This is a genomic window from Mycobacterium sp. G7A2, assembly GCF_041902445.1.
Lineage (GTDB): Bacteria > Actinomycetota > Actinomycetes > Mycobacteriales > Mycobacteriaceae > Mycobacterium.
Window position 1 is genome coordinate 1514547 of the sequence record NZ_CP169251.1, and the last position, 25453, is coordinate 1539999.

Below are 25453 nucleotides of genomic sequence, written 5' to 3' on the forward strand. Positions count from 1 at the left end.
TGCGGTTCAGGTGCGCGGATTCAACTCGGCGGCGCCGAACGACACGTTGAATCGGTCGCACCAGATGCTGACGCTGTCCAGACCGTCGACGTCCGCGTCCGACGGCACCGGATAGTTGGCGCTGCCCCGGTTGCCTTTGAGCGATCCGAGATCGACCCAGCGACCGTCGTCGAAAACCCCCGCGTCGTCCAGGCCCGGCGACACCGCAGCGTCGGTCAGCCACACCTTCAGATCGGGTCCGTCGCTGGTGTCGAGATTCTCGATTCGCACCACCAGTGAGTCGTCCGGCAACCGCAGCAGTTGCACCGTGCCGCTGGTGGGGTGTTCCTGGCTGACCAGATCGCCCTGGGCCACCACCTCGGTGACCGCGGCCCCGGTGGCGGTGACCTGCGGGCCGGGAACCTGCCCGGCGGTGGCAGCGGGCGGGGCCTCGTCGACCGTGGTGCTGGTGAACAATTTCCAGGGCTGAAACCAGTACGCGGCGAATCCGGCGACGATGACCACCACGACGAGGCCGGCGATCGTCGCAGGGTGGCGCAGGAAGCGCCGGCGTGAACGAGGAGGGCGGGACGGTTCGGTCACCGGGTGATTATCGAACGTGGCGGGGGCGTCCGTCACCGATCCTGGGAAAATGCTGTCCACAACCTGGATGGCTGGGGCTGGCGGGGGAGATGATGTTTCCGTGACAGTGGGATTGATCTGCGCGATCGAACCGGAGCGTGCGCACCTGGCCCGCGAGCTGAACCAGGCGCGAAGCGACGTGGTCGCGCACGCTCGTTTCGACGCGGGTCTGCTCGACGGCCACGAGGTGGTCTTGGTCGGGGCGGGTATGGGCAAAGTCAACGCCGCCGTCGTCGCGACCTTGCTGGCCGACCGGTTCGGTTGCCGCGCAATCGCGTTCTCCGGGGTCGCCGGCGGGCTGGACCCAGCGCTGGGGATCGGTGACATCGTGATCGGCGACCGGGCTGTCCAGCATGACGCCGGGGTGATCGAACCCGACGGGCTGACGCACTATCAGGCCGGCCACGTGCCGTTCATCAACCCCACCGACTGCTTCGGCCACGACCTCGACCCCGCGCTGCGTGCGCGGGTCCACGACCGCCTCGAGGGTTATGCGCTTCCTGCGATCTCGCGCCGCGCAGGCGGGCGCGACGAGCCACCCCGCATCACCTACGGCACGGTGCTCACCGGCGACCAGTTCCTGCACGACGAATCCGCCCGTCGACGGCTGCACGCCGAACTCGGCGGCTCCGCGGTGGACATGGAGGGCGCCGCGGTCGCCCAGGTGTGCGAAGGGTTCGGTATCCCCTGGCTGCTCGTCCGGGCCCTGTCCGACCTGGCCGGTCGGGAGTCCCGCTTCGACTTCGCCGCGTTCGTCGACGAGGTCGCCGCGGGTTCGGCCGCCATCCTGCGCCGCCTCCTGCCGGTGCTCTGAGCCGATCGCCGCGACGCCGACGGTGTGCGACACTGAGGCGGCCCAGCGCACCGACCCGCGAATCCCGCAGCACGACGGACGGACTCACACTCCACGATGACCGAATCGACGTCGAGGCCCGGTCCACATGAGTACGACGACTCGATGCGCGGCGCGGTCCTGATCTGCCTGACCGCCGTACTGGCCGGGGTCGTGATCGGCGTCGTCGGAGGCGCGTTCCGCTGGTGCCTGGACCAGGCTGAGCGGCTGCGTCTCGACATGGTCGACTGGGCACACGGGCTGGCCGGACCCAACTGGTTGATCCCGATCGCCGCCGCGGCTCTCGGGGCGACGCTCGCCTCGCTGATCGTGAAGTGGATGCCGCTGGCCGCCGGCAGCGGCATCCAGCACGTCGAGGCCGTCTACTGGGGTGAGGCGCGCCCACCTCTGATCAAGCTCGTGCCCGCGAAGTTCGTCGGAGGCGTGCTCGGCATCGGCTCGGGGTTGGTGCTGGGGCGTGAGGGACCGACGGTGCACATGGGTGCCGCGGTGGGGGCCGAGGCGGCACGGCGGGCCCGCCTGCCCGCTCCGGAGATCAGGATGATGCAGACCGCCCTCGGCGGTGCCGGGCTGGCGGTCGCGTTCAACGCACCGATCGGCGGCACGCTGTTCACCCTCGAGGAGGTCACCAAGTCGTTCCGCGTCAAAACGGTGCTGGCGACGTTGTGCGCGGCGGCCACCGCGGTCGGCGTGGTGCGCTGGATGCTGGGGAACCGGCCCGACTTCCTGGTCGAACCGATGGCGACCCCGCAGCTGCGCTGGTTGTGGTTGTTCGCGGTGTTCGGGGTGCTGTGCGGGCTTCTCGGAGCGGCGTACAACCGGCTGGTGCTGTGGTTCCTGGATCGCGTCGGCGCGATCCGGCGGGTGCCCGCGCCGGTCAAGGCGGCCGTCATCGGAGCTCTGGTCGGTCTGGCGATGTTCGTCTATCCGCTGGCCGTCGGCGGTGGTGACACTCTCACCGAGATGATCCTCGGCGGGCAGACTTTCGTGCTGCCGGTGGTGATCGGTTATCTCCTCGTGCGGTTCGTCGCCGGCCCGCTGTCCTACTCCGCCGCCGTGCCCGGCGGTCTGTTCGCGCCTCTGCTGGCGCTCGGCGCGCTGTGGGGGGTGCTGTTCGTCGGCGTCGTCGACGCGGTGTGGCCGCATGACCTGACCGGTCTGCAGATCCCGATGGCGCTGGTCGGCATGGCGGCGTTCTTCGGCGCGACAGTGCGCGCCCCGGTGACCGCCATCGTGCTCGTCATCGAGATGACGGCCACGACGGAGGCGGCGATCCCGATGCTGGCCGGCACCGCGGCTGCGGTGCTGACCGCGTACCTGGTCGGTTCTCCGCCGATCTACGACAGCCTGCGCGAGCGGATGCCACCGGAGGAGCCGCTCGCCGAGAAAGCCTGAATTGCCACGGCAGCAACGGCTTCGACGCATCCGGTCCCGCGGCGAGGGCATGCGGTTACGGTTGACGGGTCGAACAGCACCGATCGGAGGTCGGGCGATGGACGAGTTGCGGCCGGACCGGATCATGGCCATCGGTGGCGGATACACGACCGCCAAGGTGTTGCTGTCCGCCGTGGGACTGCGGCTGTTCACCGTGCTCGGCGACCAGGCGATGACGGCAGGCGAGATCGCGGAACGCCTCGGCCTGGTGCTGCGTCCCGCCACCGACTTCCTCGACACGCTGGTGTCGGTGGAGCTACTCGACCGCGACGGTGACGGCCCCGCCGCCCGGTATCGGAACACCCCCGAGAGCGCCCACTTCCTCGACGAGAACAGTTCCGCGTATCAGGGTGGGTTGCTCAACATCTGGGAAGAGCGCAACTACCGCTACTGGGCCGACCTGACGGAGGCTCTCAAGACGGGCCGGGCGCAAAGCGAGGTCAAGCACTCGGGTCGGCCGTTCTTCGAGACTCTCTACGCCGACCCGCAACGTCTCGAGACCTTCATCGCCGCCATGGACTCGTCCTCGCGGCGCAATTTCGAGGTGCTGGCTGCCCGCTTTCCGTTTCATCGTTACGTGCGACTGTGCGACGTCGGTGGCGCGGACGCGTTGCTCAGCCGCATCGTGGCCACCGCACACCCGCATCTGCGCTGCGTGAGCTTCGACCTGCCTGCCGTCACCGATATCGCCCGCCGCAAAGTCGCCGACAGTGGCCTGGCGGACAGAATCGACACCGTCGCGGGGAGCTTTCTCACCGACCCGGTGCCTGCTGCCGACGTCATCACGATGGGCATGATCCTGCACGACTGGAACCTCGACCAGAAGCGGGCACTGATTGCCAAAGCCTATGCAGCGCTGTCCGACGGCGGGGCCTTCGTCGTCGTCGAATCGCTGATCGATGACGCGCGACGCACCAACACATTCGGCCTGACGATGTCGCTGAACATGCTCATCGAGTTCGGCGATGCGTTCGATTACACAGCCGCTGAATTTCGGCAGTGGTGCACCGCGGCAGGATTTCGGTCGTTTGAGACCATCCCCCTGGATGGGCCGTCGAGCGCCGCGGTCGCCTACAAGACGCGCTAGTTCTCGTCGGGGATGTCGCGGTAGGTCTGGTTGCGTGCGGGGCCCTCGGGGTCTTCGTCCTGGCGATCCAGTTTGTCCTGCTCCTCGCGCTGGCCCTCGGTGGCCTGGGTGGCGTCTTTCGGCGTTTCCGGCGGGTCGTTGATCTGCTCCACGCCTGCAGTGTTGTCAAATCGGGCGCACGTGAAACGTGCCACCCTCACACCTGCAGAACGCGCGCTGTGATAACCAGGCAACACGGGGCAACACGGACGTATAAGAGGCGTTGCTGATCGGCAATACGGCCAGGGAATACCTGAGGGACCACTCCCCGGAAGGTGTCCTGATGTCCTATCTGAGTCCCTCGGACTTCGTCGGCAAGATGATCGATGCCGGCGCAGCCAAAGCCACGATGTCCACCCGAGACACCCTGATCCGCGCGTACATGGCCGGGGCGATCCTGGCGCTGGCCGCCGCGTTCGCCGTGACCATCACGGTGCAGACCGGCAACGCTCTGGTCGGTGCGGTGCTGTTCCCGGTCGGGTTCTGTCTGCTCTATCTACTCGGCTTCGACCTGCTCACCGGCGTCTTCACGCTGGTGCCGCTGGCATTGCTGGACAAGCGCCGCGGCGTCACGGTCCGCTCGATGCTGCGTAACTGGGGTTGGGTTTTCGTGGGCAATTTCCTCGGCGCGATCACCGTGGCCGTCATGATGGCGATCGTCTTCACCTATGGGTTCAGCGTCGACCCGAACGAGGTAGGCCAGCGGATCGGCGAGATCGGCCACAGCCGAACCGTCGGCTACGCCGAACACGGCGCGGCGGGCATGCTCACCCTCTTCATCCGCGGCATTCTGTGCAACTGGATGGTGTCCACCGGGGTCGTCGCGGCCATGATGTCGACGAGTGTGTCGGGCAAGGTGATCGCGATGTGGATGCCCATCATGCTGTTCTTCTACATGGGTTTCGAGCACTCGATCGTCAACATGTTCCTGTTCCCGTCGGGTCTGATGCTCGGTGGTGACTTCTCCATCGGCGACTACCTGATCTGGAACGAAATCCCCACTGTGGTCGGCAATCTGGTGGGCGGTCTGGCGTTCGTCGGTCTGACGCTGTTCGCCACCCACGCCCGGACCGGCAAGCCGCGGCTGTTCGTTCCCGACGGCCTCGACGCCACGCCCAAGGAACGCGAAGGAGCGAACGCATGACCCCGATCATGGCCAAGTCGGAAGCTGCTGAACTGATCATCGCAGCTCGTATACGTAAGAAGCTGAGCTGGGCCGACATCGCCGGTGAGATCGATGCGCCGCTGGTGTGGTGCGTCGCGGCCCTGCTGGGCCAGCACCCCATGCCGGCCGGGCAGGCCGAACGGGTCTGTGCCCTGCTGGATCTCGACTCCGCGGTCGCGGAGAGCCTGCAGAGCCAGCCGTCCCGCGGTATCGACCCGGCCCTGCTGGCCGACCCGACCATTTACCGCTTCCAGGAGGCGCTGGCGGTCTACGGCCCGGCGCTCAAGGAGCTCATCCACGAGGAGTTCGGTGACGGCATCATGAGTGCCATCAACTTCAAGGTCGACATCGCCCGTCGCGAACATCCCGACGGAGACCGCGTGGTGGTCACCTTCGACGGCAAGTTCCTGGATTACCGGTGGTGAGGCCGCGATGAGCGAGATTGCCCGCGAGGCGGCCGAATCGTTGTGGACCGGGCTCGGCCGACGCGATTTCGTCCGCGCGGTCGCGGCCCTCAGCGCCGGCGCCGGCGTGGCCGGCGTGGCGTCGGCCTGCTCGTCAGGTGGTTCGACGTCGGCACCGTCGGCCACGTCCTCCAGCTTCACCATCCTGCAGCCCGGGCAGGGCGAGCCCAGCGGTGATCACTACCTGCAGTCCACACCGGATCAGGTGTTGTGGGGCTACGTGCCGAATGTGCACACCGCGCCGGCGATGCAGATGGCGTCGGGCGAGACGGTCACCATCGACACCGTCAGTCACGAAGGTGTCCTCGAAGACCAGGGCCGCGACCCGGTCGAGTTCTTCGGTGCTCACGGCGTCGCCGACTCCGATGTGCTCGATGATGCGATCGGAGTCGCCGCGGACTACACCCGCACACCGCGAAACTTCGACAAGGACGGGCCTCATGTGGTCACCGGACCCGTGTTCGTGGAGGGGGCGCAACCCGGCGACGTGCTCAAGATCGAGATCCTGGAGGCGACCCCGCGGGTTCCCTACGGCGTCGTGTCGAGCCGGCACGGCAAGGGTGCGCTGGCCCGCCAGTCCGACGGTGGCGCGCCGCCAGGGATAGCCCTGAGCGAGGTGATGCCGCCGGTCGGAACCGACGGTCGGTCCAACTCGAATCCGGCGCTCTACGGGAATGTTTCGACCTTCACCACGGTCGTCGACGGCCACGGCGTCATGAAGTACGGCGACGCGCAGGTTCGCTTCCCGCTCAATCCCTTCATGGGGATGATGGGGGTGGCGTTCTCCCAGGATCCCGACCCGACTTCGGCGACCGCGCATTCTGTGCCGCCGACTGTCGGTGGCGGCAACATCGACATCCGACTCCTCGGTGAAGGTGCGACGTTCTACCTGCCGGTGTTCGCCGAAGGCGCGCTGTTCTATGTCGGCGATCCGCACATGGCGATGGGTGACGGCGAGGTCGCCCTCACCGCGATGGAGGGCTCGTTGCGCGGCAGCTACCGTCTGTCGGTCTGCAAGCCGGGCTCCGGTGATGCCCCGTCGGTGGCCTACCGGTACCCGTTCGCCGAGACGGCGGAAGCCTGGGTGCCGATCGGGTTGTCCGATCCTGACGGAGCGTTGAACGGCAACGGCACGGATCTCGACGTGGCCATGCGGCGCGCGGTCGTCAACGCCCTCGACTTCCTGGAAACCGATCGCGGCATGGACCGCCCGACCGCATACGCGTACCTGTCTGCCGCCGCAGACTTCTCGGTGTCACAGGTCGTCGACAAGACTGTCGGCGTCCACGGGCAGGTGTACAAGTCACACTTCGCGTGAAGCCGGACTCTCAGTCGTCGGTCACGGTCAGCACGACGTCGATGTTGCCCCGGGTGGCGTTGGAGTAGGGGCACACCTGGTGGGCTTTCTCGGCCAGCGCCTGGGCGGTGTCGTGGTCGACGTTCGGCAGTGTGATCTCCAGCTCGACGGCCAGCACGAAGCCGCCGGTGTCGTTGCTGCCCAACGACACCCGGGAGCCGACGGTGGAGTCGGAGACATCGGCGCCGTCCTGTCTGGCGACCAGTCGCAGCGCGGAATGGAAGCACGCCGCGTAACCGACGGCGAACAACTGCTCGGGGTTCGTCCCGGTGCCTGCGCCGCCCATCTCCTTCGGGATGCTCAGTGCCACATCGACTTTGCCGTCCGACGTGCGCCCGTGGCCGTCGCGTCCCTCGCCGGTGGCCAGCGCCTCGGCGGTGTACAGGGTTTTCATCAGTGCGCTCCTTCGCTCGGGGGGGTGCTGTTCTGATGGGCGAGAATCGCCGTGGTCAACCGCTTCAGGGCGTCTTTGAGTCCCATCGCGTCCTCCATCGACATGTCGATGGAGGCGAACATCTGCTCGGGGATGCAGACGGCCCGCTCGCGTAGCCGGCTACCGGTAGGGGTCAGCGCGATGTCGACGCGTCGCTCGTCGGCCATCGATCGCTGCCGGGTGATGTAACCCGTGGCTTCGAGACGCTTCAGAAGCGGGGACAGCGTTCCCGAATCCAGGCTCAAGCGCTCGCAGAGTTGGCCCACGCTGCTCGGACCGTCCTCCCACAGCGCGAGCATGACCAGGTACTGCGGATAGGTGATGCCGAGGTCGGCGAGCAGAGGCCGGTATGCCGCCGTCATCGTCCGCGACGCGGTGTACAGGGCAAAGCACATCTGGTCGTCGATGCGAAGAGAGGCCACGACCCGTGTTTACCACGATTTGGTTGTGCGCAACCTTACGTAATTGTCAGATACGGACGACCGAGCGGATGGCGATCTCCTCCGTCTCGCACAACCGGCAGGTCAGGCTTCGAACCTTGAGTCGCACGTTGGCCATCCGCAACGCACGCTGGCACATCGGGTACGGGCATCCGCAGGAAAGAGTGACCCAGAAGGTCGCCGGATGGGCGAGTGGGCCGCAGAACCTGTGGCAGCTGCACAGGATTTCCGGGTCGAAGTCCAGGTCAGCGAGCGAAGGCTCGAGCAAAGTGGTCACGGCCCCTAAGGCTAAAGTGAAGGTCGAGACTCATCCGGGAGGCGCGCGCGGCCGATGCGCCCGCGGTCAGCCGCCGATGCGCCCGCGGTGGGCGGCCGTATCGGCTGAGGTGAGCCGCCGATGATGCGCGCGGTGGGCCGGCGCCCGTCGAGCGCCGGGCCACACGCCTCAAAACGCGCCGATTGCTACAGCCGGATCCAACGTCCCAGGAACCAGAACCCCCACCCGTCGCCGTTCCCGGCGGGCAGCGGATGGACCTGCTGGCCGTTGTAGTTGAACGGCTGGTGGTCCGCACGCCCCTGGTCCATGCCGCGGTTCTGCCATCCACCCTGACCGGGGCTGCCAGAACCACCCGGTCCAGGCGCGCCCTGGCACGCAGGTGTGTTCGGCGCGCCGCACGGCTGCCCGGGGGCCGCAGCGGCGCTGCCGAGTCCGAGTCCCAACAGTCCGGCGAGCGCGAAACCGCCCACCAAGGTCGACGCTTTCGCCGCGAGGCCGGTGACGTTCATGTGTTCTCCTTGTCCGTTGATGTGCGCGGGCGAATTCCCGCGCTGCAGACGGTAGGAAGCCCTGATGGGCCCAGCGTGTGGCGAAGGTGGGTGCCCGCTATGAGTCGGGTAACGGCCGGGCAACGGTCTGCACAGGAGTTCGACGGCTGCCTCATCGTGCCGTCGGCGTGAGCGGCCGCTGATTCATGAAGCCTGCGCGATCAGCAGCGCGTCCCTCGGGCGAACTCGATGGTCGAGTCGGCGTCACCTGAAGAACGTCGCGGCGCTCAACCCTGGCAGTTCAGCGACACGGTGACCTTCGGTTTGGGCAGGACGGTGAACACGTTGATGTCGTCGTCGTCGAACGGGATGAGTTGGGCCGGACGCCCGGAATTGCGCACACCGGTGACTGTGCAGGCGTCCAGCGGTGCGCTTCCCACGCGGGTGATGCGCACGTCGAACCCCTGGGCTTCCAGTCCGTTGATGGTGGTGGCCGCCGAACCGGGCTGAGCGGTCGCCGGAGTGGCCAAGGCCAGCAGGGCGCCGGCCGGCAGGATCGTGGCGGCGATGAACTTCTTCATGACAGAACTCCTTGTATCGGTGGGCCACTGGCGTGACCACGGGTTATGTGACTGAACCCATGGTCTCGACCGGGCCGGGCCGGTGCTTGGAGGTTGTCTGGAGATTGGATGGAGATCGCGAGACGATGCGCTCGAGTGCCGGAGGCGCTCGCCGTCAGCTGCCGACGACGGCGGTGAACTCGGGGCAGTAGGCGGACACCGCGCTGAGCATCACCTGGGTGGCCTCGGCGCTGGTGAGGCTCTCGCCGACCATCGAGTTGACGACCACCGAACGGATCTCGGTCGGTGCGATGCCGTTGGCGTTGCCCTCAGAGACGATGTCGCAGATGTTGTTGCCGGCGGCGACGGCCTCGTCGGGCGTCGCGAACTCGATGCCCAGGCCGGCCAGGGTCGACAGGAACTCGGCGTCGCCGTCGGCGGCCTGCGCGACCGGCGAACCGAACACGACGGTCGTCACCGCGATCGCCGCGGTCGCACTCGACAAACGGGCGAAGCGGGCGTGCATGTGGCCTCCCTGTGCAGTGTCTGTGGGGATGCTATCCGTCGCGTTACCACGAATCCGGGAACGGCGCGCCGCCCAGGTGGCCCACGTCCCCTGACGCGGTGGTGGCAGCCCACGCTGTTGCGGTAGCCTTCTGGGCATTCAGGCCGGGTGACGACTTCGTCCGCCGAGCGCTCACGCGTGATCGGCGTCTCCGATAACCTGGAGGCGGTTGGGTGCCAGGTTTAGACGTCAAGCCTCACTAGATCGTCTTGATCACTCGTCACGTCCGGAGCCTGCCCCTCCGGATGCACACCCAGAGATGAGGCTTGCCACGTGCAGCAATTCAGCCAACGCCAAGTCGGCGACACCGACTCCACCGTCGTCGTCACCGCGACCGGTGCCGTGGACATGTTGACCGCACCGCAGCTCCAGGACGTCATCGACACCGTCGCCGCGAGGAAGCCCGCAGGACTGATCGTCGACATGACCGATGTCGAATTCCTCGCCTCTGCCGGGATGCAGGTCCTGATGGTGACCCACAACCGCCTCGGCGAGAACACCCGATTCGCGGTCGTCGCCGATGGCCCGGCGACCAGCCGACCGCTCAAGATCACCGGGATCGCCGACTACATCGAAGTGTTCTCGTCGCTGGATGTCGCCCTGACGAGCTTCTCCGAATAATTCGCCGACTGTGGCAGGTTTGAGTTTCGTTTCGTCGGGGAACGTCCGCTTCGGCTGATTGACGGTGTGGAGCGGAGCGCCGACGTGGACAACGTGAAGTTCGATCGAGACACAGTGGGCGTGCGCGTCATGGAGCGCCGAACAGCCTGGCGCGGTTGAGGCGTGGTGGGACGGCGATGACAGTCACCTCCATCCGCAGCAGGACCGCCGACCGGCGCCAGTTCTCGGTCGGTTCGACGGCGCTGCAGGTCGGTTCCCGCACCCGAGGGCGGGGTCGCACCTCGCACACCACGGTGTCGGTGTCGGGCGAGATCGACACGGTCAACGCCGCAGAATTCGCCGCGACGGTTCGTGGCGCCGCCTGCGGCTGCTCCGGCCTGGTTCTCGACCTCACCGAGGTGGGTTTCATGGCCGTCGACGGGATGTCGGCTCTGCACGCCATCAACGCGCATCTGCTCCGCGGCGGAGTCGAATGGTGCGTCGTGGCCAGCCCGGCGGTCGCCCGCGTGCTCGGGCTGTGTGATCCAGAGGGGCTGATTCCCTCGGCGCACATCGCGTCGCTACGAGGGGCGGAGATCGCCTAGGTCCGTCCTCCCGCGTGGATGTCAGCTAATCGGGGGACGAACTCGTGCGTACCCCGGGGCGGGCGCCGTGACGCGTCGGCGTCAGGTGGAGCGTCCGGCGCTGACGACTGCGGCATGTCGCCTTGTGATTTGGCGCTCAGTTTTTGCGCGAAAGCTAAGAATCTGTGATCCGACGTTTGACAGACCGGCCCATCAGAGGCGAAGCGCGCTATTCTTCCCGCGCTGTTCACGTCGTGTTTCGCCATTGCTAGCGAAATATAACGAGCCGATAACGAAGAAATTTCTAAGCGTGGCCTGAGAAGGGTGGCGATTTCGGGGCCGGACCGCGAATTCGCCCGATTGGAGTGTCGGTTTCGGTGGCTACACTCGGTGCAGGTCGCGCCCGATCCGGGCGTAACGACAGGGAATCTAGGGCCGGCGTTGGGTCAGCCGGTGGAGGTACCACGACACATGGCAAACATTTTGATGCCCAAGGGACATATGGTGCTCGATGGCAGATCTGCGTCAGGTGTGACTGGCGCGGTGCTGGGGGCTGCTGGGCAGAATCCCGCCGTTCGGGAGCGTGAGCTCACAATCGGCCGCGGCCCCATCGGCGATCTCGCCGTGGGAAGTGCCGGGGCTCTGGTGACCAACCCCGGTGACGACACCGTGTCGATCCTCGATCCGGCGACGCTGTCCTTCGCCACGCACCTGGTGGCCGGGGAACCGGTCGCCGCGGTCGCATCCGAAGCCCAGGCGTTCGTGGCGACGACGTCGGAGGACGAGGACCGGTTGTCGGTGATCGACCTCTCCACCGGCACCGTCACGGCCACGTTCCCACTCGCCGGCCCGGCAACCGCACTCGCCGTCGGCCCGGACGGCCAGCGTGTGTACGCCGGCCAGGACGACGAAGGACGTGTCGCGGTCGCGGTGATCGACACCGGCGCCGAGCGTGTCAGCACCATCGAGCTCGGCAGCGGTCCGGGCGCCGGCATCGACGCGCTGCGTGTCGATCCCACCGGCAAGCGGTTGGTCGCCGCCGTCACCGACGAGCGTGGCAGCCAGCTGATCATCGTCGACGCCGAGACGGCACGGGTGCGCCGGGTCGTGCCGGTCGGTTCGCCGATCCGCGACATCGCCCACGTCGGCAGCGCGGTCTACGTGTTGACCTCTGACCGCGCGGTGGGAGGTGCCGTGCAGGTCATCGACCTGTCCACCTACACCGTCACCGACACGGTGACGCTGGGCGGAGCCCCCACTCAGCTGGCCATGAGCCCCGACCTGGCGCGCGCCTACATCGTCGACTACGACCGCGTGACGGTCCTGTGCACGCTGCGCCTCGAGATCGTCGAGTCGTTGACGCTCGCCGGGCGGCCGTCCTGCGTGGCGTTGGCGGCCGACGGTTCTCGGCTCTATGCGGCTGATTACGCCGGCGGGGTGAGCGTCTTCGCGGTGTCCTCGACCATCGAGGAGCTGTACACGCAGTTCGTGGCGACCGACCCGATCATCGTGCGCGCCCCGCGTGCCCGCGAACTCCAGCCCGCCCCAGCCTGACCCGTCCCGCCTGGGACCTCGCGCAATGTTCGCGTGCGGTCAGCGCCACTGGTATCGGGTTTTCGGACGGCCGGCTCTCCCGTAGTCGGTAGCGCGCGACATCGTTCCCTCGTCGGCGAGGCGCTCGAGGTAGCGCCACGCCGTCACGCGCGACACCCCGACACGTTTGGCCACTTCGTCGGCAGTGATCCCGCCGTCGCCGCTGTCGCGGACAGCGCGCGCGATGTCGTCGTTCGTCGACGCCGCACCCGATCTCGGCGCGGTCGACCGGTCCGAGCTCACGCGTAATTCGGCCAGCGCACGGTCGACTTCGGCCTGGCTGGCCGCGTCGGTGCCCGCCGGCAGCGCCTCCCGGTAGCGCTGATACCGCTCGAGGCGATCCCGGAAAGCGGCGAATGTGAACGGCTTGAGCAGGTAGGCCAGCGCCCCGTGCCCCACCGCCGCTCGCACCATCTCGAGGTCGCGCTCCGAAGTGATCGCGATGATGTCCGGCGCCGGCCGCAGACCGGATAACGCTGAAGCCAGCGCGATTCCGCTTGCATCGGGAAGTCCGAGGTCGAGCAGCACCAGGTCGATGGCGCGCGCGTCCGCGGCGGCCTCGCTGGCTGCGCGCATCGCGTCACGCGCCGTGTGCGCCACCGCGTGCACCGAAAAGCCTTCCAGGCGGCCCAGGTAGGACCGGTGCGCTTCCGCGATCAACTCCTCGTCCTCGACGATCAGCACCGAGATCATCAGCGGGGCACCGTCACTGTCACCACCGAGCCGTACGTCACGTCGGCGCTCAGCGTTCCGCCGTGACGGTTGACCACCTGGGCCACCAGCGCCAGACCGAGCCCGTGCCGGTCAGCGTCCTCACCCACCTTCGTCGAGTAGCCGCGCGTCATCGCCTGGGCAAAGGTGTTGACATCCATACCTTCTCCGCTGTCAGCCACCCTGATCAGCAGTCGGTGTGCATCCTGGTGGACGGTCACCTCCACCCACGGCTCGGCCCGGTCGCAGGCATCCATGGCGTTGTCGATCAGGTTGCCCAACACCGTGACCATCTCCTGTCCCGTCAGCAGCAGTTCGTCGGCCTCGGCCGGAAGCTGCGTGTCCTCGGTGACGGTGAACTCGATGCCCCGCTCATCCGCCTGAGCCGCCTTGCCGAGCAACAACGCAACCAACGCCGGCTCACTCACTGCCTCGGAGAGTCGGTCGACGAGACGCTGGGACAGTTCCAACTCGTCGGTGGCGAAGGTGACGGCCTCATCCGGGCGTCCCATCTCGACCATCGTCACGACGGTGTGCAGCTTGTTGGCCGCCTCGTGTGCCTGCGATCGCAGCGAGTCGGTCAACACCTTCAACGAGTTGAGTTCGCCCAGCGCTCCCTGCAATTCGGTGCGGTCGCGAATCGTCACCACTTCGGCGTGACTCGACTCCGGGTGGCGGGGCAGCCGCACAGGGGACCGGTTCACCACCAGCACGCGCTCGTCGGTCACGTGGATCTCATCGCGGGCACCCGGGTTGAACGATCGCAGGAACTCGGGCAGGTCCTCCCGTCGCACGGCTCCCGACGGGAGCGCCAGCAGGCGCCGGGCCTCGTCGTTGACCAAGGCCACCCCGTCTGCGTCGAGCACGATCAGCCCCTCGGACACCGAGTGCAGGATCGCGTCGTGGTGTTCGTACATCACGCGCAGCTCATCGGGACGCAATCCGTGGGTCTGCCGGAGCAGTCGACGCCGGATCGCCCACAGGCCGATGGCCGAAACCGCAACGGCGCCAAGGACAACGGCGGCGATGCCGGGCCACTGTGCCCGCCAGCGGTCGGCCAGGCTCTGCTGCAGGATTCCCGCCGAGACCAGGCCGACGATGTCGCCGGCCGCATTTCGTACCGGGGCGACCGCGCGGATCGACGGCCCCAACGTGCCGGTGTAGACCTCGGTGAACGTCTCACCGCGCAGAGCCGGCGCGATGGTCCCGATGTAGTCACCACCGATCTGGTCGGGATCGGTGTGGGTGAAACGGGTGCGGTCGGGCGCCATGATCGTGATGAAGGCGATGTCGGTGTGGGTGCGGACCGCTTCGGTCACCGGTTGGAGCACCTCGGTGGCGCGGCCGGACTCGATCGCTTCGGCCGTCGACGGCGCGTCGGCCAGCGCGGTGGCGATGCCGAGCACCTGCTGACGCGCAGCGGCGTCACCGTCGCCGCGGGCGTCGATCAGCGCCAGCGCGCTGCCGGCCACCACGATCAGCGCGATCACCACGACCTGCAGCGCGATCGCCTGTCCCGCCAACGACCGTGGCCACCCGCGGCGGCCCGAGGTGAGCGGTGTCGGTGCCATCGTCCGCACCGCCTTCCACCGTGAACGAAATGAACTATTTAGTTACCTGGCTGATCAGGTCGTGTTGCGCTCTCACCTGGGACTATACCGGCATTTCGGCGTGAAGCTGGCAAGTACGCTACTGCCAACCTAACGTAATGGCATGTCAGCAAAATCCCCGCCTCCTACACCTGACCTAGCCGAACTGACCCCGAGCTGGGTCCTGACGCTACGCGCACAGCGCAAGAGCAAGGCGACAATTGAGCAGTACGAGATCGCCGTGCGCCTGTTCGTCCGTTGGTGTGAGGCCAATGGCCACACCCCCGTGATTGACCGACAGTTGGTTCAACGTTTCGTTGCGGACATCATGGAGGGTGGGGTCGCTCCGTCTACCGCCACGCTTCGCCTCTCGGCGCTCAAGCAGTTCACCCGCTGGCTGATCGAGGAGGGTGAGCTGGACGATAACCCGCTGCTAGGGGTGAAGGCACCCAAGGTAGACGTGAAGATGGTCGACGCGCTGACCGATGACGAGCTGCGGCTACTGCTCAGGGCGTGCAGCGGTAAAGAATTCAGGGACCGGCGGGACGAGATGGTTGTGCGACTCCTGGTGGAGACGGGGATGCGCGCTGGTGAGGTACTGGGTTTGACGGTGGAGGACCTCGACCCCGGACGCGGCTTGGTGATGATCCACAAGACGAAGACTGGCCGGGGGAGGTACGCGCCGTTCAGCCCGCAGACGGGTGAGGCGGTCGACCGCTACTTGAGAATGCGGCGCAAGCACAAGCTGGGTCACACGCCGACGTTCCTGCTGGGGGACAACAACCGGGGGACCATCGCGTACCACGGCCTGCGGGACGCCATTATGGACCGCGCTGAGGCGGCGGGGATCAAGAACTTCCGGCTACACCGGCTGCGGCACACGGCGGCGACGCGGTGGCTGTCACGCGGCGGCTCGGAGGGCGGCGCTATGGCGGTGATGGGGTGGCAGAGTCCACAGATGCTGCACCGCTATGTGGCTGCGACGGCCAGCGAGCGCGCAGTAGCTGAGGCGCGCACCTTGGGGTTGGGGGATCTGTAGCGCGCGACGCAATAGTGTTGCGACACAGCACGAAACCCGCGTAGCGCGCTGGCGTGAGCGGTGTACTGTGGCAAGTACAGCGCGAGGACCCTAGCCACGTTCGGGCTTCTAGCCCCCACGGCCAAGACCGCCCCGGCCCCCTAGTGGCATTACGCCGGGATGGTGACCGCATTACGGCGGGTAGCGATTCAGATAATTGCTGCCTTCCTGCGGTTCTCACCATCACCGGAGAACGACGTTGGATTCCACCAATGAGGTCGATCATCGTGGCCTCTCAGCGCAACAGCGGCGCGCCATTGCCAGCATCGGCGGCCTAACCGGCTGGGCCAATACGACAGACCGCACGCGGCGTATGCAGACGCCTCGTGAGGCATCGCCTGCCGAGGTCTTGTGGCACGCCAAGCGGCTCGGCTTCGATGTGGACAACCTGACCAAGGACCAACTGGCGCAGGCCGAGAGCGCGCGCAAACTGTACTTCGCGCGCCTGGCGTACAAGAGCGCAGCCGCCCGCCGGAAGAAGGCATGAGGGTGGCGGGTTCCAAAGGCAACGTGAGCGCGGGTCTACGTATCGAGCAGGTCATAGCGAAGTGGATCGCGAACGGACCCCACGACGAGAGGTGGAAGGATCGCGCCGCCTGCCGTCCGGGTACCGGCGTTGATCCGGCGATCTTCTTTCACGCCGACGACATCGGTCCGGGACGAGTGAGTTCAGCTGAGGCCCTGCTGGTCTGCCTGGACTGCGAGGTTCGGGTCGAGTGCCTGGAGTACGCGCTGGCCGCTGACCTCAAGGACGGAATCTTCGGCGGCATGAATCAGAGCCAGCGGCGTCGACTAGCCAAAGAGCGCCGCGACGCAGAGTTCCTGCGACGAGTGACCGGGGAGGCGTGATGGCTAGCTGTCTGCATTGCAAGGCGAAGTCGGAGCGGTATCTGTGTTCAGTGTGCTGTGGCCTGCTGGCCAACATGCTGGAGGAGCTGCCGGACTTGCTGAATGAGTTGGATGTGACGCGCAGTCGTCAGGACCGGCTGACTGTTGGCGCGGTGGGTAAGTCGGACGGTTCGACGCTCAACGCGATCAACGTGGGTGCGATGTCCTTGCGCCGTGACATCGACGATGAGCTGGCCAGTTTGGTCGACCGGATGACTAAAGAGCAGGGCCTTAAGTTCCTGCCGTCGCAGTCCGTACCCACAGGGTTCATCGGGCCACTGCTGCGCGGGTGGCGACGCCTCCCCAGGGGGTACAGCGCCTCCTCCGCTCAGCGGTGCGTATGGCTTACCCACCACCTCAACGCTTTGGCCGTCCGCAAGGATGCTGGCCAGTTCTATGACGCGGTGGTGAGTTGGGTTGGTGACCCGGACCGCCCCAATACCCACCGTGGCCGCATCGCGCTGGTCTTGGACCGCAAGGACCGGACCTTCGCGGGGCCGTGCCCCACGGTGAAGGGGTACGACCGCCACGGCGCTCCGGTGGAGTGCGCCACTTCGCTATTCGCGCTCATCGACCAGGAGGAGGTGGAGTGCCCGCGCTGCCAACAGGTCGTCAACGTGGAGCGCAACCGCGCGGCGGCTAAGACGGCGCGCGACCTCATGCCCGAGGGGATGCTGCTGGAGATGTTGGAAACGTTGCAGGAGCCGGTGAGTCGCGACCGCCTGTACAAGTGGCTGCGCCAGGGCCGTCTTCAACCACGGGGCTGGATTCACGCAGGCCAGATTGTGGAGCGCAAGATTCGGCACAGGGACCCGCGTGTGTTCAGCTTGTCCCAAGCCAGACAACTGCGGTGGCAGGACGAGGCTGCGCAGGAGGCGTCATGAGCACGCGCCGCTACAAGCTCGACGAGTTCCTGCAGCTGCTCATGATGGCGTTGGAGGAGCACGCTTGGGGTTGGGACCCCGAGGTGGACGACCCCGTGACCAAGCTCCAGCTGTCCCACGCCTGCGCCGAGGCGCTCGACTGGTTGGGAAGCTTCGAGTGCATATGGTGCGGCGTCGACACGTTGGAGATCGGTGAGTACTACTCCGTCAAGGATGACCTGTGGAACAAGTACGGTCCGGCTCACGGCTGCCTGTGTATTGGTTGCCTAGAGGGTCGACTTGGCCGCCAGCTGGTCCCTGGTGATTTCACCAGCGCGCCGATAAATGAGCGTGACGGCACCTCCCACCGCCTGCTGAACCGACTTGGCCGCGAAGCCGAAGCGTCATGAGCGACCGCGAGGAGTGGGTCACGGGTCCACCTCCGGCCAGCGTGTGGGATCGCGTACTGGGCAAGCCGTGTCGCAACTGCGGTGCCCAAGTGGGGGAGCGCTGCATGATCGGGGTGTCTCTGTTGCGGCCTGGTGTGGATGCCAAGGTCCGCGAGCGCCGGATTCCTTGCCTCAAACGGATGGTCGACAGCTAGCCGTCTGTCAGGCGGTCATCACGCGTCCTGGACACGCGGGACCGTAGCGAGGTCGAGCTTCACGTCGCTAGTGGGTGCTTGGAAGGCGAAGCTGGCCAGCTCTTGGTTCTGCTGGTTGTAGACGACGTTCTCGAAGCTGAGGCGGTAGTTAAGCGTTGCGCCATTAGGCAGGCCGAGAGCATCGGTCTGCGCTACGAGGCGCACCGGGGTGTAGTCCTCCACCTGCTCGTAGGAGTCGCCATCCCATTCGTAGACGAGGCCGGTATCCGTGGCGCGGTACAGCTGGTCTGCTACGCCGGTTGCGGGAAATGCGCTTGCGCTGGCGTAGTTGTCCACGTCGCGGTCCGGGTCCACTCGCAGCATGAGGATTCCGTTGTCTAGCCGTGCCTTAACGGGTGCCAGCGCCAGCATGGTGACGGGACTCAGCGTGCCCGCCTGGACCTCGGAAGCGTCAGTTCCGTCACCGTCCTTGATGAAGGGGGTGACTATGACGGTCGCGAAGAAGCCTTTGGTGTCAGGGTCGGCATCACTGTCTGAGTCTTCATCAGCAACGATGGCCTGATACCTCAACTTAGCTGTGAAGTAGGTCAGGGTGGGCATTATTACTCTCCTACATGGGGTAATGAACTGCGGTAAGTTAGCAATTGCAGGTTGCGGCAGGCGTGTCGCGGCAAGTTAAGGTCCGGATTGGCAGGGCTGGTTGGGACTTGGCTGGCATGGTGGCGTCCCCCGAGATTCGCTCGGGGGACGCCTTTTTTGGTGGCCCGTCCCGGTGCCGGAGTCCCGCCGCCGCCCATTGCGGCAGTCGCTCAACAGCACCGGGACGGGAGTCTCTAGTCGTCCTCGTCGTATGGCGGCAGTTCGGGTGGGCTCGGAATCCGAACGTGCTGAGGAAGCAACCCCTCCTCCTGGGCAACTTCAAGTAGTTCGGCAATCTCGCGGTGGTATTGGATGTCTCGGTCGATATAGCGCTCAAGGCGCAGGAGGCGGATGGTGCGCCGGTGGTCATGCGCGGATTGGAGGCGCTTGACCTCCTCGTCGATCTTCTCTTTGGTCGCCTGGTCTAATGCCCGTTGAGGCCGAGCCCGGTACAGCGCGACTATCGCCGTCATCAGAGCCACGACGATGCCGCAGATGAGTGCAACGTTTTCCCAGTGAGTTGGCGACTCGCCCTCTGCTGGCACCTCGACTGCAAGCATCAGGAGGGCGAGCACTTACGACCTGGACAACGGTCAGGCGCTCTGCCTCGCCGTGATCCAGGCGCGGCCACGAGCACCGTCACCACCGGCATAGGCGATGGTGTAGATGCCGCCGTTGCCGCCGCCGCCACCGGCACCCGGAGCCGATCCATCCTCGCCAGGCGCGCCGCCGTTGCCGCCCAGGCCACCCACGTAGTTCCTGCCCTGGTAGGTCATATTTCCAGGGGAGCGACCCTGCCGCATGGGGTCGCTGCCCCAGCCGTACTGAGTAGCGCCAGCGCCTCCGGCTGCGGAGAGTGCTGCCTTGCCACCCGTGATGGCGCGTCGCACTGTTGCCGTTCCCGCAGAACCGTTCTGCTCCTTGGCCCCGCCCGCTCCACCAGGCCCGACATCGAAGATGATCTGCGTCGCGCCAACCGGGAAATCGACGCCGCGCACCAAGGTCTCGGTCTGCCAGGTACCAGCCTCGCCGCCGTAGCCGGGTTGCGTCGTACCGCCATTGCCGCCCTTGCCGCCGCCGCCGCCGCCGATTATCACAACATCCAGGTAGTTAGCCCACGTGGGGATGTCGTAGTCAATCCCGGTGCCCTGCGAGGTGATCTCTACGGTACGTGGCGCGTAGTACGGCGGAGGAACGTCGCCCTCCACGATGCCCAGCGCGGCCCAGGGGATGTGCCCGGCGTAGTCGATGGCGTTGAACGCCAAGTCACCAACCGTTGCAGTACGCCGAGCAGATGGACGAGCTGGGGCCTGGCTAGTGTCCGCAGGGAGCCAACCTGCCCATTGGCAGGCCATTGAATGGTAGGCCGTACCAGAACCCTGCGGACGGAAGGCAATTGCCAAAACGTCGCCGTGTGCGACTTGGACGCGGTCTGCGCTGGCCATGTTGTAGCGGATGCACTTCCAGTCGTTAGTTAGCTGCGGGTATAGGTCGTGGGACGAGTGGAGGAACTCCATGGTCTGTGTGTCGTAGTTCATCCGGTAGACATCCACGTAGAACGCGGTGATCCCGCTGGTTCCCTTCCCGTACCAGCAGACCGACCCGATCAACGCGTCTTCCTCTGCGAGCCAGAAGGCAATGGGCACCTCGGCAGGCTTCGCGTAGCAGTCTTGAGGGTTCTGGCTCAGGTTGTTAGTCGTTGATCCCGGTAGCGGGAACATGGCGACCGCCGTCGGGTCCATGCCCGATCCCCAGCCGTTGTTGTTGCGAATGCCAAGGATGGCGTTGTTCCACTCACCCAATTGCACAGCGGTGTCAGCATTGTCGGCAACAACTGCCGCAGCGTTGGCCGCGTCCGCGATGGACTTGCCCTCACCGATCTCCCTCGCCAGGCCACCCCATAGCTGAGTCCACGTCTCGGTGATGGTGTCGGCGATGCTCGCCATGCCGCCGATGCCACCGACGCTGATGGCGGGGATGTTGCCCAATACGTCGAACAGGTCTGGGAGGTCCTTGTCGTCATCGAGCGTCTGGCGAGAAACGCCGGTCCATATCTGGTTGATCAAGCTCTGGAGGTTTGTCGCCGCATCCGACAGGGCCGTGGTCAGGCCGTTGACCATGCTCTGGCTGAAGGTGCCTCCAGTAATCTTGGAGGCATCCAAGCCGGGAATCAGGCTGCTGCCGAAGATGCCGCTGATGATCTTGGAGGCAGCCAGACCGGGGATGCGGGCGACGTCAAGGACGCCCGAGATCACGCTGGCGGCAACGTCGGTGATGTTCACCATCGACTGCGAGAACACGCCAGACGTGATCTTGCTGGCGTCCAGGCCGGGAATGCGGGCGGTGCCAAGTAGGCCGCTAACGATCTTCGATGCGGCGAGCCCGGGGATGCGGGCGACGTCGAGAACACCACTGATGACGCTAGCCGCAACATCGGTGATGTTGACCATCGACTGCGGGAAGATGCCAGACGTGATCTTGCTGGCGTCGAGACCTGGGATTACCGCCGCCACGATGTTGCTTAGCGTGGTGCCAATGCCGCCGAAGATCTTCTCGATGATGTTCTGGCTCTCGGTGACCTCGCGAACCTCAACGTCGTCAAAGTAGTAGATGTTGCCAGCGGGTGTCGACGTGTCATTGAGGAGCATCACCTCAAGCTGGTCTCGATCTGTTGGACATGTGCCCACGTTGTGAATCTGGAACCAGCCGCCAGCGGCTAGCTCGTCATTGTTCACCAGGTGATCGGCACCTGCCGCCGCACCAGAGTCCAGGTACCCGCTCGGCGTACCGCTTGAGGACGACCAACGCAAGAACAGGCGGACGTTGCCGCCAGACGAATTGTTATTACCCGCATGAGCACGAACCCAGGCGCTGACGCGATACTTTTCACCTGCCTGCACCTTGAAGTAGCGGGAGTAGCCTGGGGCGTCAGCTGGAAGGGCCGTCAGGGAAATGCCATCCCAGTTGCTTGCCTGCGCGGTAATCTTCAAGCTCCGCGTCCCGCTGTGCGCCTGCTCCGTCGAGTACGCAAGCACAGTTCCGGTCGAATACTTCTGGCGGGCCACGGTGGTGTCTTCAAAGTCTGGACTGAAGACAAGGTTGGTGCCAGCGCGTCGGTCGTGTACGAACCAGTTCCACGGCAGCAGGTTTGACAGTGCCGTCGTCAGGCCCGAGATCATCGACTGGGCGAATGTGCCGCTGGTGATCTTGGAGGTGTCGAGGCCGGGGATGACCGCCGAGAGGATCGCGTTGGCGGTCGAGCCAATTGCCCCAAAGATGCGCTGGACGATGTTCTGCGACTCGGTGACCTCACGAATCACGATATCGTCGAAGTAGAAGACCTCGCCAGCCTGGATGTTATTGGGCACCTGAACGTAGGCGCGCATCAGGTCATACCCAGCGGGAACCGTGGCGTAGGTGGAGACCTTGTTCCACTGACCCTTGGTCAGACCATTGACACCCGCGCCAGCCGATATGTACGTGACGGAGTTGACACCCCTAGAGTCTTCGAATCGCAACACCGTGTTCTGAACAGAGCCAGTCGTCTGAACGTTGTCGACATGCGGGTAAATCCAGCCCTCGATGTAATATTTGTCGCCCGGAATGACTGAGATATTGGTGATGCCGAAGCTCTCGTCGCGGGTCAGGGTCGCCGTGACGTAGCTGTCCGCACCGACTAGCTTGAGTGAGTAGATACCGCTGTGGGCCTGCTCACTGGACCTGACGCCACCCCAGAGATCTGACTCAAAGCTGGAGTCAGCAGCCAGATTCGTCGGTCCAGAGGTGAAGCCCGCCCGCAACCACTTAACGATCCCGTCAAGGCCGGAGACGATGGCCTGGCTAAACGAACCCGAGATAATCTTGCTGGCGTCGAGACCTGGGATGACTGACGACAGCAGCGTCGAGATGATCTTGCCGCCAGGCAGGTTGTCGATCCAGGACTCTTTCTTGACGCGGCGGATAACGATGTCGTCGACCCAGAGAGCACCGGCTGTCATGTTGCTGATGAAGATGCGAGGGTTGATGCCAATGGTGCCAGCCGGGTAGGCGGGGCTGGTATAGGTGACCTTGTGCCACTCATCTGCCGTGGGGATGTCACCTGGACGGAAGAACATGTTGGACATGTTGATGCCGCCATCGACCTCGTTTTGCTTGGCTCCCATACGGAGGCGGGCATCAGCGGCGGCGAAATCGGCAGTCTTGCGCACCCAGGCTTCGCAGTAGAGCTGCTCGCCTTCGCGTACATCAATCGTGCCAGACGCCTCGGATGCACCCCCGGCCCAGGAAATGCCGACAGACCCAGGCAAGAACTTCAGCGAGCGCGCCCCTGTGTGGGTTTGGTCAGTGGCAATCTCCTCGGTCGCAGTAAGACCCCAACCGTGGGCATCATCTTCGAATCCACCCGACCCCAGTAGATTCTCGTAGTCCCTGATGCCGATGCGCTCAGGGCCGAACAGCCCGCTAATGATCTTGGATGCGGCCAGTCCCGGGATGCGCGCGATGTCCAGCACACCCTCGATCACATTCGCCGCGATAGTAGTGATGTTGACCATGGCCTGCGGGAACACGCCGCTCGTGATCTTGCTGGCGTCGAGACCAGGGATGACGGCGGAGAGGATACTGGTGACGGTCGAGCCCACGCCACCAAAGATCCGCTGAACGATGTTCTGCGACTCGGTGACCTCGCGGACCTCTAGATCGTCAACATAGATGACATCGCCGGGGTTCATCCCGATCCGCAAACTGGTGCCCAATTGCAGCCTGTCGGCTCCAGCCGGGACCGTGATGTACCCCTCGATCTTCGTCCACTGCCCAGCTATGGCGTTACCCGACACATTCAGCCATGCCACATGGCTGCCAGTCGCCGACTGTGACGTGCGCGCCGACGTGATGTAGATAAGGTTGTTGCCAGTGTTACCCGGATGTCCGTAGACCCATGCCGAGCAGTAGAACTTCTGCCCCGGCTGCACTGCCATGTGGGTCGAGATCGTGCCGCCAAGACTCTCAAATGGAGTGTGGTAGAAGGTGGGATAGCTGTCCTGGTAAGTCATTTTGACTGACCGTGTGCCACTGTGGGCCTGCTCGGTCGACATAACCGCTTCACCGCTCGTGTTGGAGAAGGTGCGGTTGGCGTCGAAAGCGGGGTCCTCCATGCTTGGGTCGGGTACAAGATTGGTCCCGGCGCGCTCGCGCGTCTTAAAGATGTTCCACGGCAACAAGCTGGCCAGAGCGTCGATCAGACCACTAATCATGGTCTGAGCAAAAGTGCCCGAGGTGATCTTGCTCGCGTCGAGGCCGGGGATCATGGACGAGACAAGGTTGCTGATGACCTCGACCGGGTTGTTCAGCAGGTCGGAAACCAGCTGGGCGAAGTTCTGGGCTCCCTCGGTGATGTCATCCCAGATGTTCGAGAGGGCAGTCGAAAGGCCGCTGATCATTGACTGCGCGAAGGTGCCCGAGGTGATTTTCGAGGTATCCAGGCCGGGGATGACAGCTGTGAGGATCGTGCTGGCCAGTGACCCAACACCACCGAAGATCCTCTGAACGATGTTCTGGCTTTCGGTGACCTCATACATCTCAAAGTCATCGAAGTAGAACACGTCGCCTGCGGTGTTCTCCGGTCGCACCGAGGCGAAGTAACCACCCATCCGGTCGTAGCCAGCGGGGACTGTGACGTACCCCGACTGCTGGACCCATTGCCCCTTAGTCGGGTTGCTGGACGATGCTGCGACCCAGGTGCGGACGTTGTTGGGATCGGTCGACAGCCGGAACTCAAGATAGAGGGCGGTGTTGCCAGTGCCCGCGTTGGAGACGGGCGAGTAGACCCACTGCGAGATGAAGTAGCGCCGCCCAGCCTGGACCGAGAAGAAGTTGTCGAAGTCGTTGTTGTTGGTCTGACCTGGGGTCATGCGGATAAAGGGGAAACCCGTACCCGCCGCGACATGCTTGACCGACCGCGTGCCGGTGTGCGCCTGCTCAGTCGAGTGGCTGAACACACCGCTTGACCCATTGAACCCCAGCGCACGCTCTGCATCGAGCGAGTCGTCCTCGACAGACGGGTCGAACAGCATACTCGCGCCGCTGCGCTGCGTACCGCGAAAGATGTTCCATGGCAACAGATTTGCCAGCGCCTCAAGAAGGCCGTTGATCATGGTCTGCGGGAACGAGCCCGAAGTGATCTTGCTGGCGTCCAGACCGGGAATCATGGACGAGACCAGGTTGCCGATGACCTCGACAGGGTTTGTGAGTAGATCTGAGATCAGGTCGGAGAGGTCGTCGACCACATCGCTGACCGCGGTGGCGATCCAGCCTAGGTCGATACCCTTGCCGTCGAACAGCGAGGCGATAAAGGCGTCCCACGACTCCAGGTTGATACCCGTCAAGTCATTGATGAAGTCAACTACGCCGTCGAGCAGTCCGTTGATGAACAGGCGGATGGAGTCGCCTGCGATGGCAGCGGTGCTGTCGATGTCGTTGAAGTCGAGCAGGTTGGCGAGTGGGTTGTGGTCGTCAACCGGCAC

The 25453-nt window shown here is 65.2% G+C and carries 27 protein-coding genes; 14 read left to right on the top strand and 13 right to left on the bottom strand.

Features of this window, described 5'->3' with window-relative positions:
- Positions 1-6 precede the first annotated feature (6 nt).
- Positions 7-582: a DM13 domain-containing protein gene (locus ACEWX3_RS07420; protein WP_286183822.1), complete on the bottom strand. Its 576-nt coding sequence runs from the start codon at positions 580-582 to the stop codon at positions 7-9.
- A 67-nt stretch (positions 583-649) separates the two neighbouring features.
- On the opposite strand from ACEWX3_RS07420, the gene ACEWX3_RS07425 reads away from it, so the two are divergent.
- The 3 genes from ACEWX3_RS07425 to ACEWX3_RS07435 all read left to right on the top strand — a co-directional run bounded on the left by ACEWX3_RS07425 (position 650) and on the right by ACEWX3_RS07435 (position 3995).
- Positions 650-1435 carry a 5'-methylthioadenosine/adenosylhomocysteine nucleosidase gene (locus tag ACEWX3_RS07425; protein WP_286183821.1) on the top strand — a complete coding sequence of 262 codons (786 nt, stop codon included), beginning with the start codon at positions 650-652 and terminating at the stop codon, positions 1433-1435.
- 144 nt (positions 1436-1579) lie between these two features.
- On the top strand, positions 1580-2869 hold the full coding sequence (locus ACEWX3_RS07430) for a ClC family H(+)/Cl(-) exchange transporter (protein WP_374159805.1): 1290 nt from the start codon (positions 1580-1582) through the stop codon (positions 2867-2869).
- 97 nt (positions 2870-2966) lie between these two features.
- Positions 2967-3995, top strand: a complete 1029-nt coding sequence (locus ACEWX3_RS07435; RefSeq protein WP_374159056.1) for a methyltransferase — start codon at positions 2967-2969, stop codon at positions 3993-3995.
- Here ACEWX3_RS07435 and ACEWX3_RS07440 read toward each other — a convergent pair.
- Positions 3992-4147, bottom strand: a complete 156-nt coding sequence (locus ACEWX3_RS07440) for a hypothetical protein (RefSeq protein ID WP_207069281.1) — start codon at positions 4145-4147, stop codon at positions 3992-3994. The two genes, ACEWX3_RS07435 and ACEWX3_RS07440, sit on opposite strands and share 4 nt — an antisense overlap.
- A 170-nt stretch (positions 4148-4317) precedes the next feature.
- Between ACEWX3_RS07440 and ACEWX3_RS07445 the strand changes: the two genes are divergently transcribed.
- From ACEWX3_RS07445 to ACEWX3_RS07455, 3 genes are read left to right on the top strand one after another with little or no spacing between them, the layout of a single operon-like run.
- The gene (locus tag ACEWX3_RS07445; protein WP_207069280.1) at positions 4318-5178 is read left to right on the top strand and encodes a formate/nitrite transporter family protein; all 861 of its coding nucleotides are present in this window, start codon (positions 4318-4320) and stop codon (positions 5176-5178) included.
- The gene (gene cynS / locus ACEWX3_RS07450; protein ID WP_207069279.1) at positions 5175-5624 is read left to right on the top strand and encodes a cyanase; all 450 of its coding nucleotides are present in this window, start codon (positions 5175-5177) and stop codon (positions 5622-5624) included. Before ACEWX3_RS07445 ends, cynS begins: the two co-directional genes overlap by 4 nt.
- A gap of 7 nt (positions 5625-5631) precedes the next feature.
- A complete protein-coding gene (locus ACEWX3_RS07455) occupies positions 5632-6981 on the top strand; it encodes an acetamidase/formamidase family protein (RefSeq protein ID WP_374159057.1) in 1350 nt (449 codons plus the stop codon).
- A 10-nt stretch (positions 6982-6991) separates the two neighbouring features.
- Here ACEWX3_RS07455 and ACEWX3_RS07460 read toward each other — a convergent pair whose 3' ends face one another.
- The 6 genes from ACEWX3_RS07460 to ACEWX3_RS07485 all read right to left on the bottom strand — a co-directional run bounded on the left by ACEWX3_RS07460 (position 6992) and on the right by ACEWX3_RS07485 (position 9744).
- Entirely contained in the window at positions 6992-7414 is a 423-nt protein-coding gene (locus ACEWX3_RS07460) for an organic hydroperoxide resistance protein (RefSeq protein WP_207069277.1), read from the bottom strand.
- Entirely contained in the window at positions 7414-7875 is a 462-nt protein-coding gene (locus ACEWX3_RS07465; RefSeq protein WP_207069276.1) for a MarR family winged helix-turn-helix transcriptional regulator, read from the bottom strand. Before ACEWX3_RS07465 ends, ACEWX3_RS07460 begins: the two co-directional genes overlap by 1 nt.
- A 46-nt stretch (positions 7876-7921) precedes the next feature.
- On the bottom strand, positions 7922-8170 hold the full coding sequence (locus ACEWX3_RS07470) for a hypothetical protein (protein WP_207069275.1): 249 nt from the start codon (positions 8168-8170) through the stop codon (positions 7922-7924).
- 185 nt (positions 8171-8355) lie between these two features.
- Positions 8356-8679 carry a hypothetical protein gene (locus ACEWX3_RS07475; RefSeq protein ID WP_207069274.1) on the bottom strand — a complete coding sequence of 108 codons (324 nt, stop codon included), beginning with the start codon at positions 8677-8679 and terminating at the stop codon, positions 8356-8358.
- Positions 8680-8945: 266 nt separating this feature from the next.
- The gene (locus ACEWX3_RS07480) at positions 8946-9239 is read right to left on the bottom strand and encodes a hypothetical protein (RefSeq protein WP_207069273.1); all 294 of its coding nucleotides are present in this window, start codon (positions 9237-9239) and stop codon (positions 8946-8948) included.
- Positions 9240-9393: 154 nt separating this feature from the next.
- Positions 9394-9744 (bottom strand): DUF732 domain-containing protein, encoded by a 351-nt coding sequence (locus tag ACEWX3_RS07485; RefSeq protein ID WP_207069272.1) that lies wholly within the window; start codon positions 9742-9744, stop codon positions 9394-9396.
- A 312-nt stretch (positions 9745-10056) separates the two neighbouring features.
- On the opposite strand from ACEWX3_RS07485, the gene ACEWX3_RS07490 reads away from it, so the two are divergent.
- The 3 genes from ACEWX3_RS07490 (at position 10057) to ACEWX3_RS07500 (ending at position 12521) form a co-directional block, all read left to right on the top strand.
- Complete coding sequence (locus ACEWX3_RS07490; RefSeq protein WP_374159058.1) at positions 10057-10404, top strand: STAS domain-containing protein; 348 nt, start codon at positions 10057-10059, stop codon at positions 10402-10404.
- Positions 10405-10580: 176 nt separating this feature from the next.
- On the top strand, positions 10581-10988 hold the full coding sequence (locus ACEWX3_RS07495) for an STAS domain-containing protein (RefSeq protein ID WP_374159059.1): 408 nt from the start codon (positions 10581-10583) through the stop codon (positions 10986-10988).
- A gap of 522 nt (positions 10989-11510) precedes the next feature.
- Entirely contained in the window at positions 11511-12521 is a 1011-nt protein-coding gene (locus tag ACEWX3_RS07500) for a hypothetical protein (RefSeq protein ID WP_374159060.1), read from the top strand.
- Positions 12522-12560: 39 nt separating this feature from the next.
- On the opposite strand, the gene ACEWX3_RS07505 is transcribed toward ACEWX3_RS07500, so the two are convergent.
- Positions 12561-13253 carry a response regulator gene (locus tag ACEWX3_RS07505; protein WP_207069268.1) on the bottom strand — a complete coding sequence of 231 codons (693 nt, stop codon included), beginning with the start codon at positions 13251-13253 and terminating at the stop codon, positions 12561-12563.
- On the bottom strand, positions 13253-14842 hold the full coding sequence (locus ACEWX3_RS07510; RefSeq protein WP_221354931.1) for an ATP-binding protein: 1590 nt from the start codon (positions 14840-14842) through the stop codon (positions 13253-13255). The genes ACEWX3_RS07505 and ACEWX3_RS07510 overlap by 1 nt, the downstream gene beginning before the upstream one ends.
- A gap of 142 nt (positions 14843-14984) precedes the next feature.
- On the opposite strand from ACEWX3_RS07510, the gene ACEWX3_RS07515 reads away from it, so the two are divergent.
- From ACEWX3_RS07515 to ACEWX3_RS07535, 5 genes are all read left to right on the top strand, one after another.
- The gene (locus ACEWX3_RS07515) at positions 14985-15899 is read left to right on the top strand and encodes a tyrosine-type recombinase/integrase (RefSeq protein WP_374159061.1); all 915 of its coding nucleotides are present in this window, start codon (positions 14985-14987) and stop codon (positions 15897-15899) included.
- Positions 15900-16137: 238 nt separating this feature from the next.
- Positions 16138-16425, top strand: a complete 288-nt coding sequence (locus ACEWX3_RS07520; protein WP_374159062.1) for a hypothetical protein — start codon at positions 16138-16140, stop codon at positions 16423-16425.
- A complete protein-coding gene (locus tag ACEWX3_RS07525; RefSeq protein ID WP_374159063.1) occupies positions 16422-16787 on the top strand; it encodes a WhiB family transcriptional regulator in 366 nt (121 codons plus the stop codon). Before ACEWX3_RS07520 ends, ACEWX3_RS07525 begins: the two co-directional genes overlap by 4 nt.
- Positions 16787-17710 carry a hypothetical protein gene (locus ACEWX3_RS07530; protein WP_374159064.1) on the top strand — a complete coding sequence of 308 codons (924 nt, stop codon included), beginning with the start codon at positions 16787-16789 and terminating at the stop codon, positions 17708-17710. The genes ACEWX3_RS07525 and ACEWX3_RS07530 overlap by 1 nt, the downstream gene beginning before the upstream one ends.
- The gene (locus ACEWX3_RS07535) at positions 17707-18099 is read left to right on the top strand and encodes a hypothetical protein (RefSeq protein ID WP_374159065.1); all 393 of its coding nucleotides are present in this window, start codon (positions 17707-17709) and stop codon (positions 18097-18099) included. Before ACEWX3_RS07530 ends, ACEWX3_RS07535 begins: the two co-directional genes overlap by 4 nt.
- Before the next feature lie 212 nt (positions 18100-18311).
- Here the strand turns inward: ACEWX3_RS07535 and ACEWX3_RS07540 are convergent, their stop codons facing one another.
- The 3 genes from ACEWX3_RS07540 to ACEWX3_RS07550 all read right to left on the bottom strand — a co-directional run bounded on the left by ACEWX3_RS07540 (position 18312) and on the right by ACEWX3_RS07550 (position 25453).
- A complete protein-coding gene (locus ACEWX3_RS07540) occupies positions 18312-18893 on the bottom strand; it encodes a hypothetical protein (protein WP_374159066.1) in 582 nt (193 codons plus the stop codon).
- Between the two features lie 233 nt (positions 18894-19126).
- Positions 19127-19507, bottom strand: coding sequence for a hypothetical protein (locus tag ACEWX3_RS07545; protein ID WP_374159067.1), 381 nt, complete (start codon positions 19505-19507; stop codon positions 19127-19129).
- 18 nt (positions 19508-19525) lie between these two features.
- Positions 19526-25453 (bottom strand): hypothetical protein, encoded by a 5928-nt coding sequence (locus tag ACEWX3_RS07550; RefSeq protein WP_374159068.1) that lies wholly within the window; start codon positions 25451-25453, stop codon positions 19526-19528.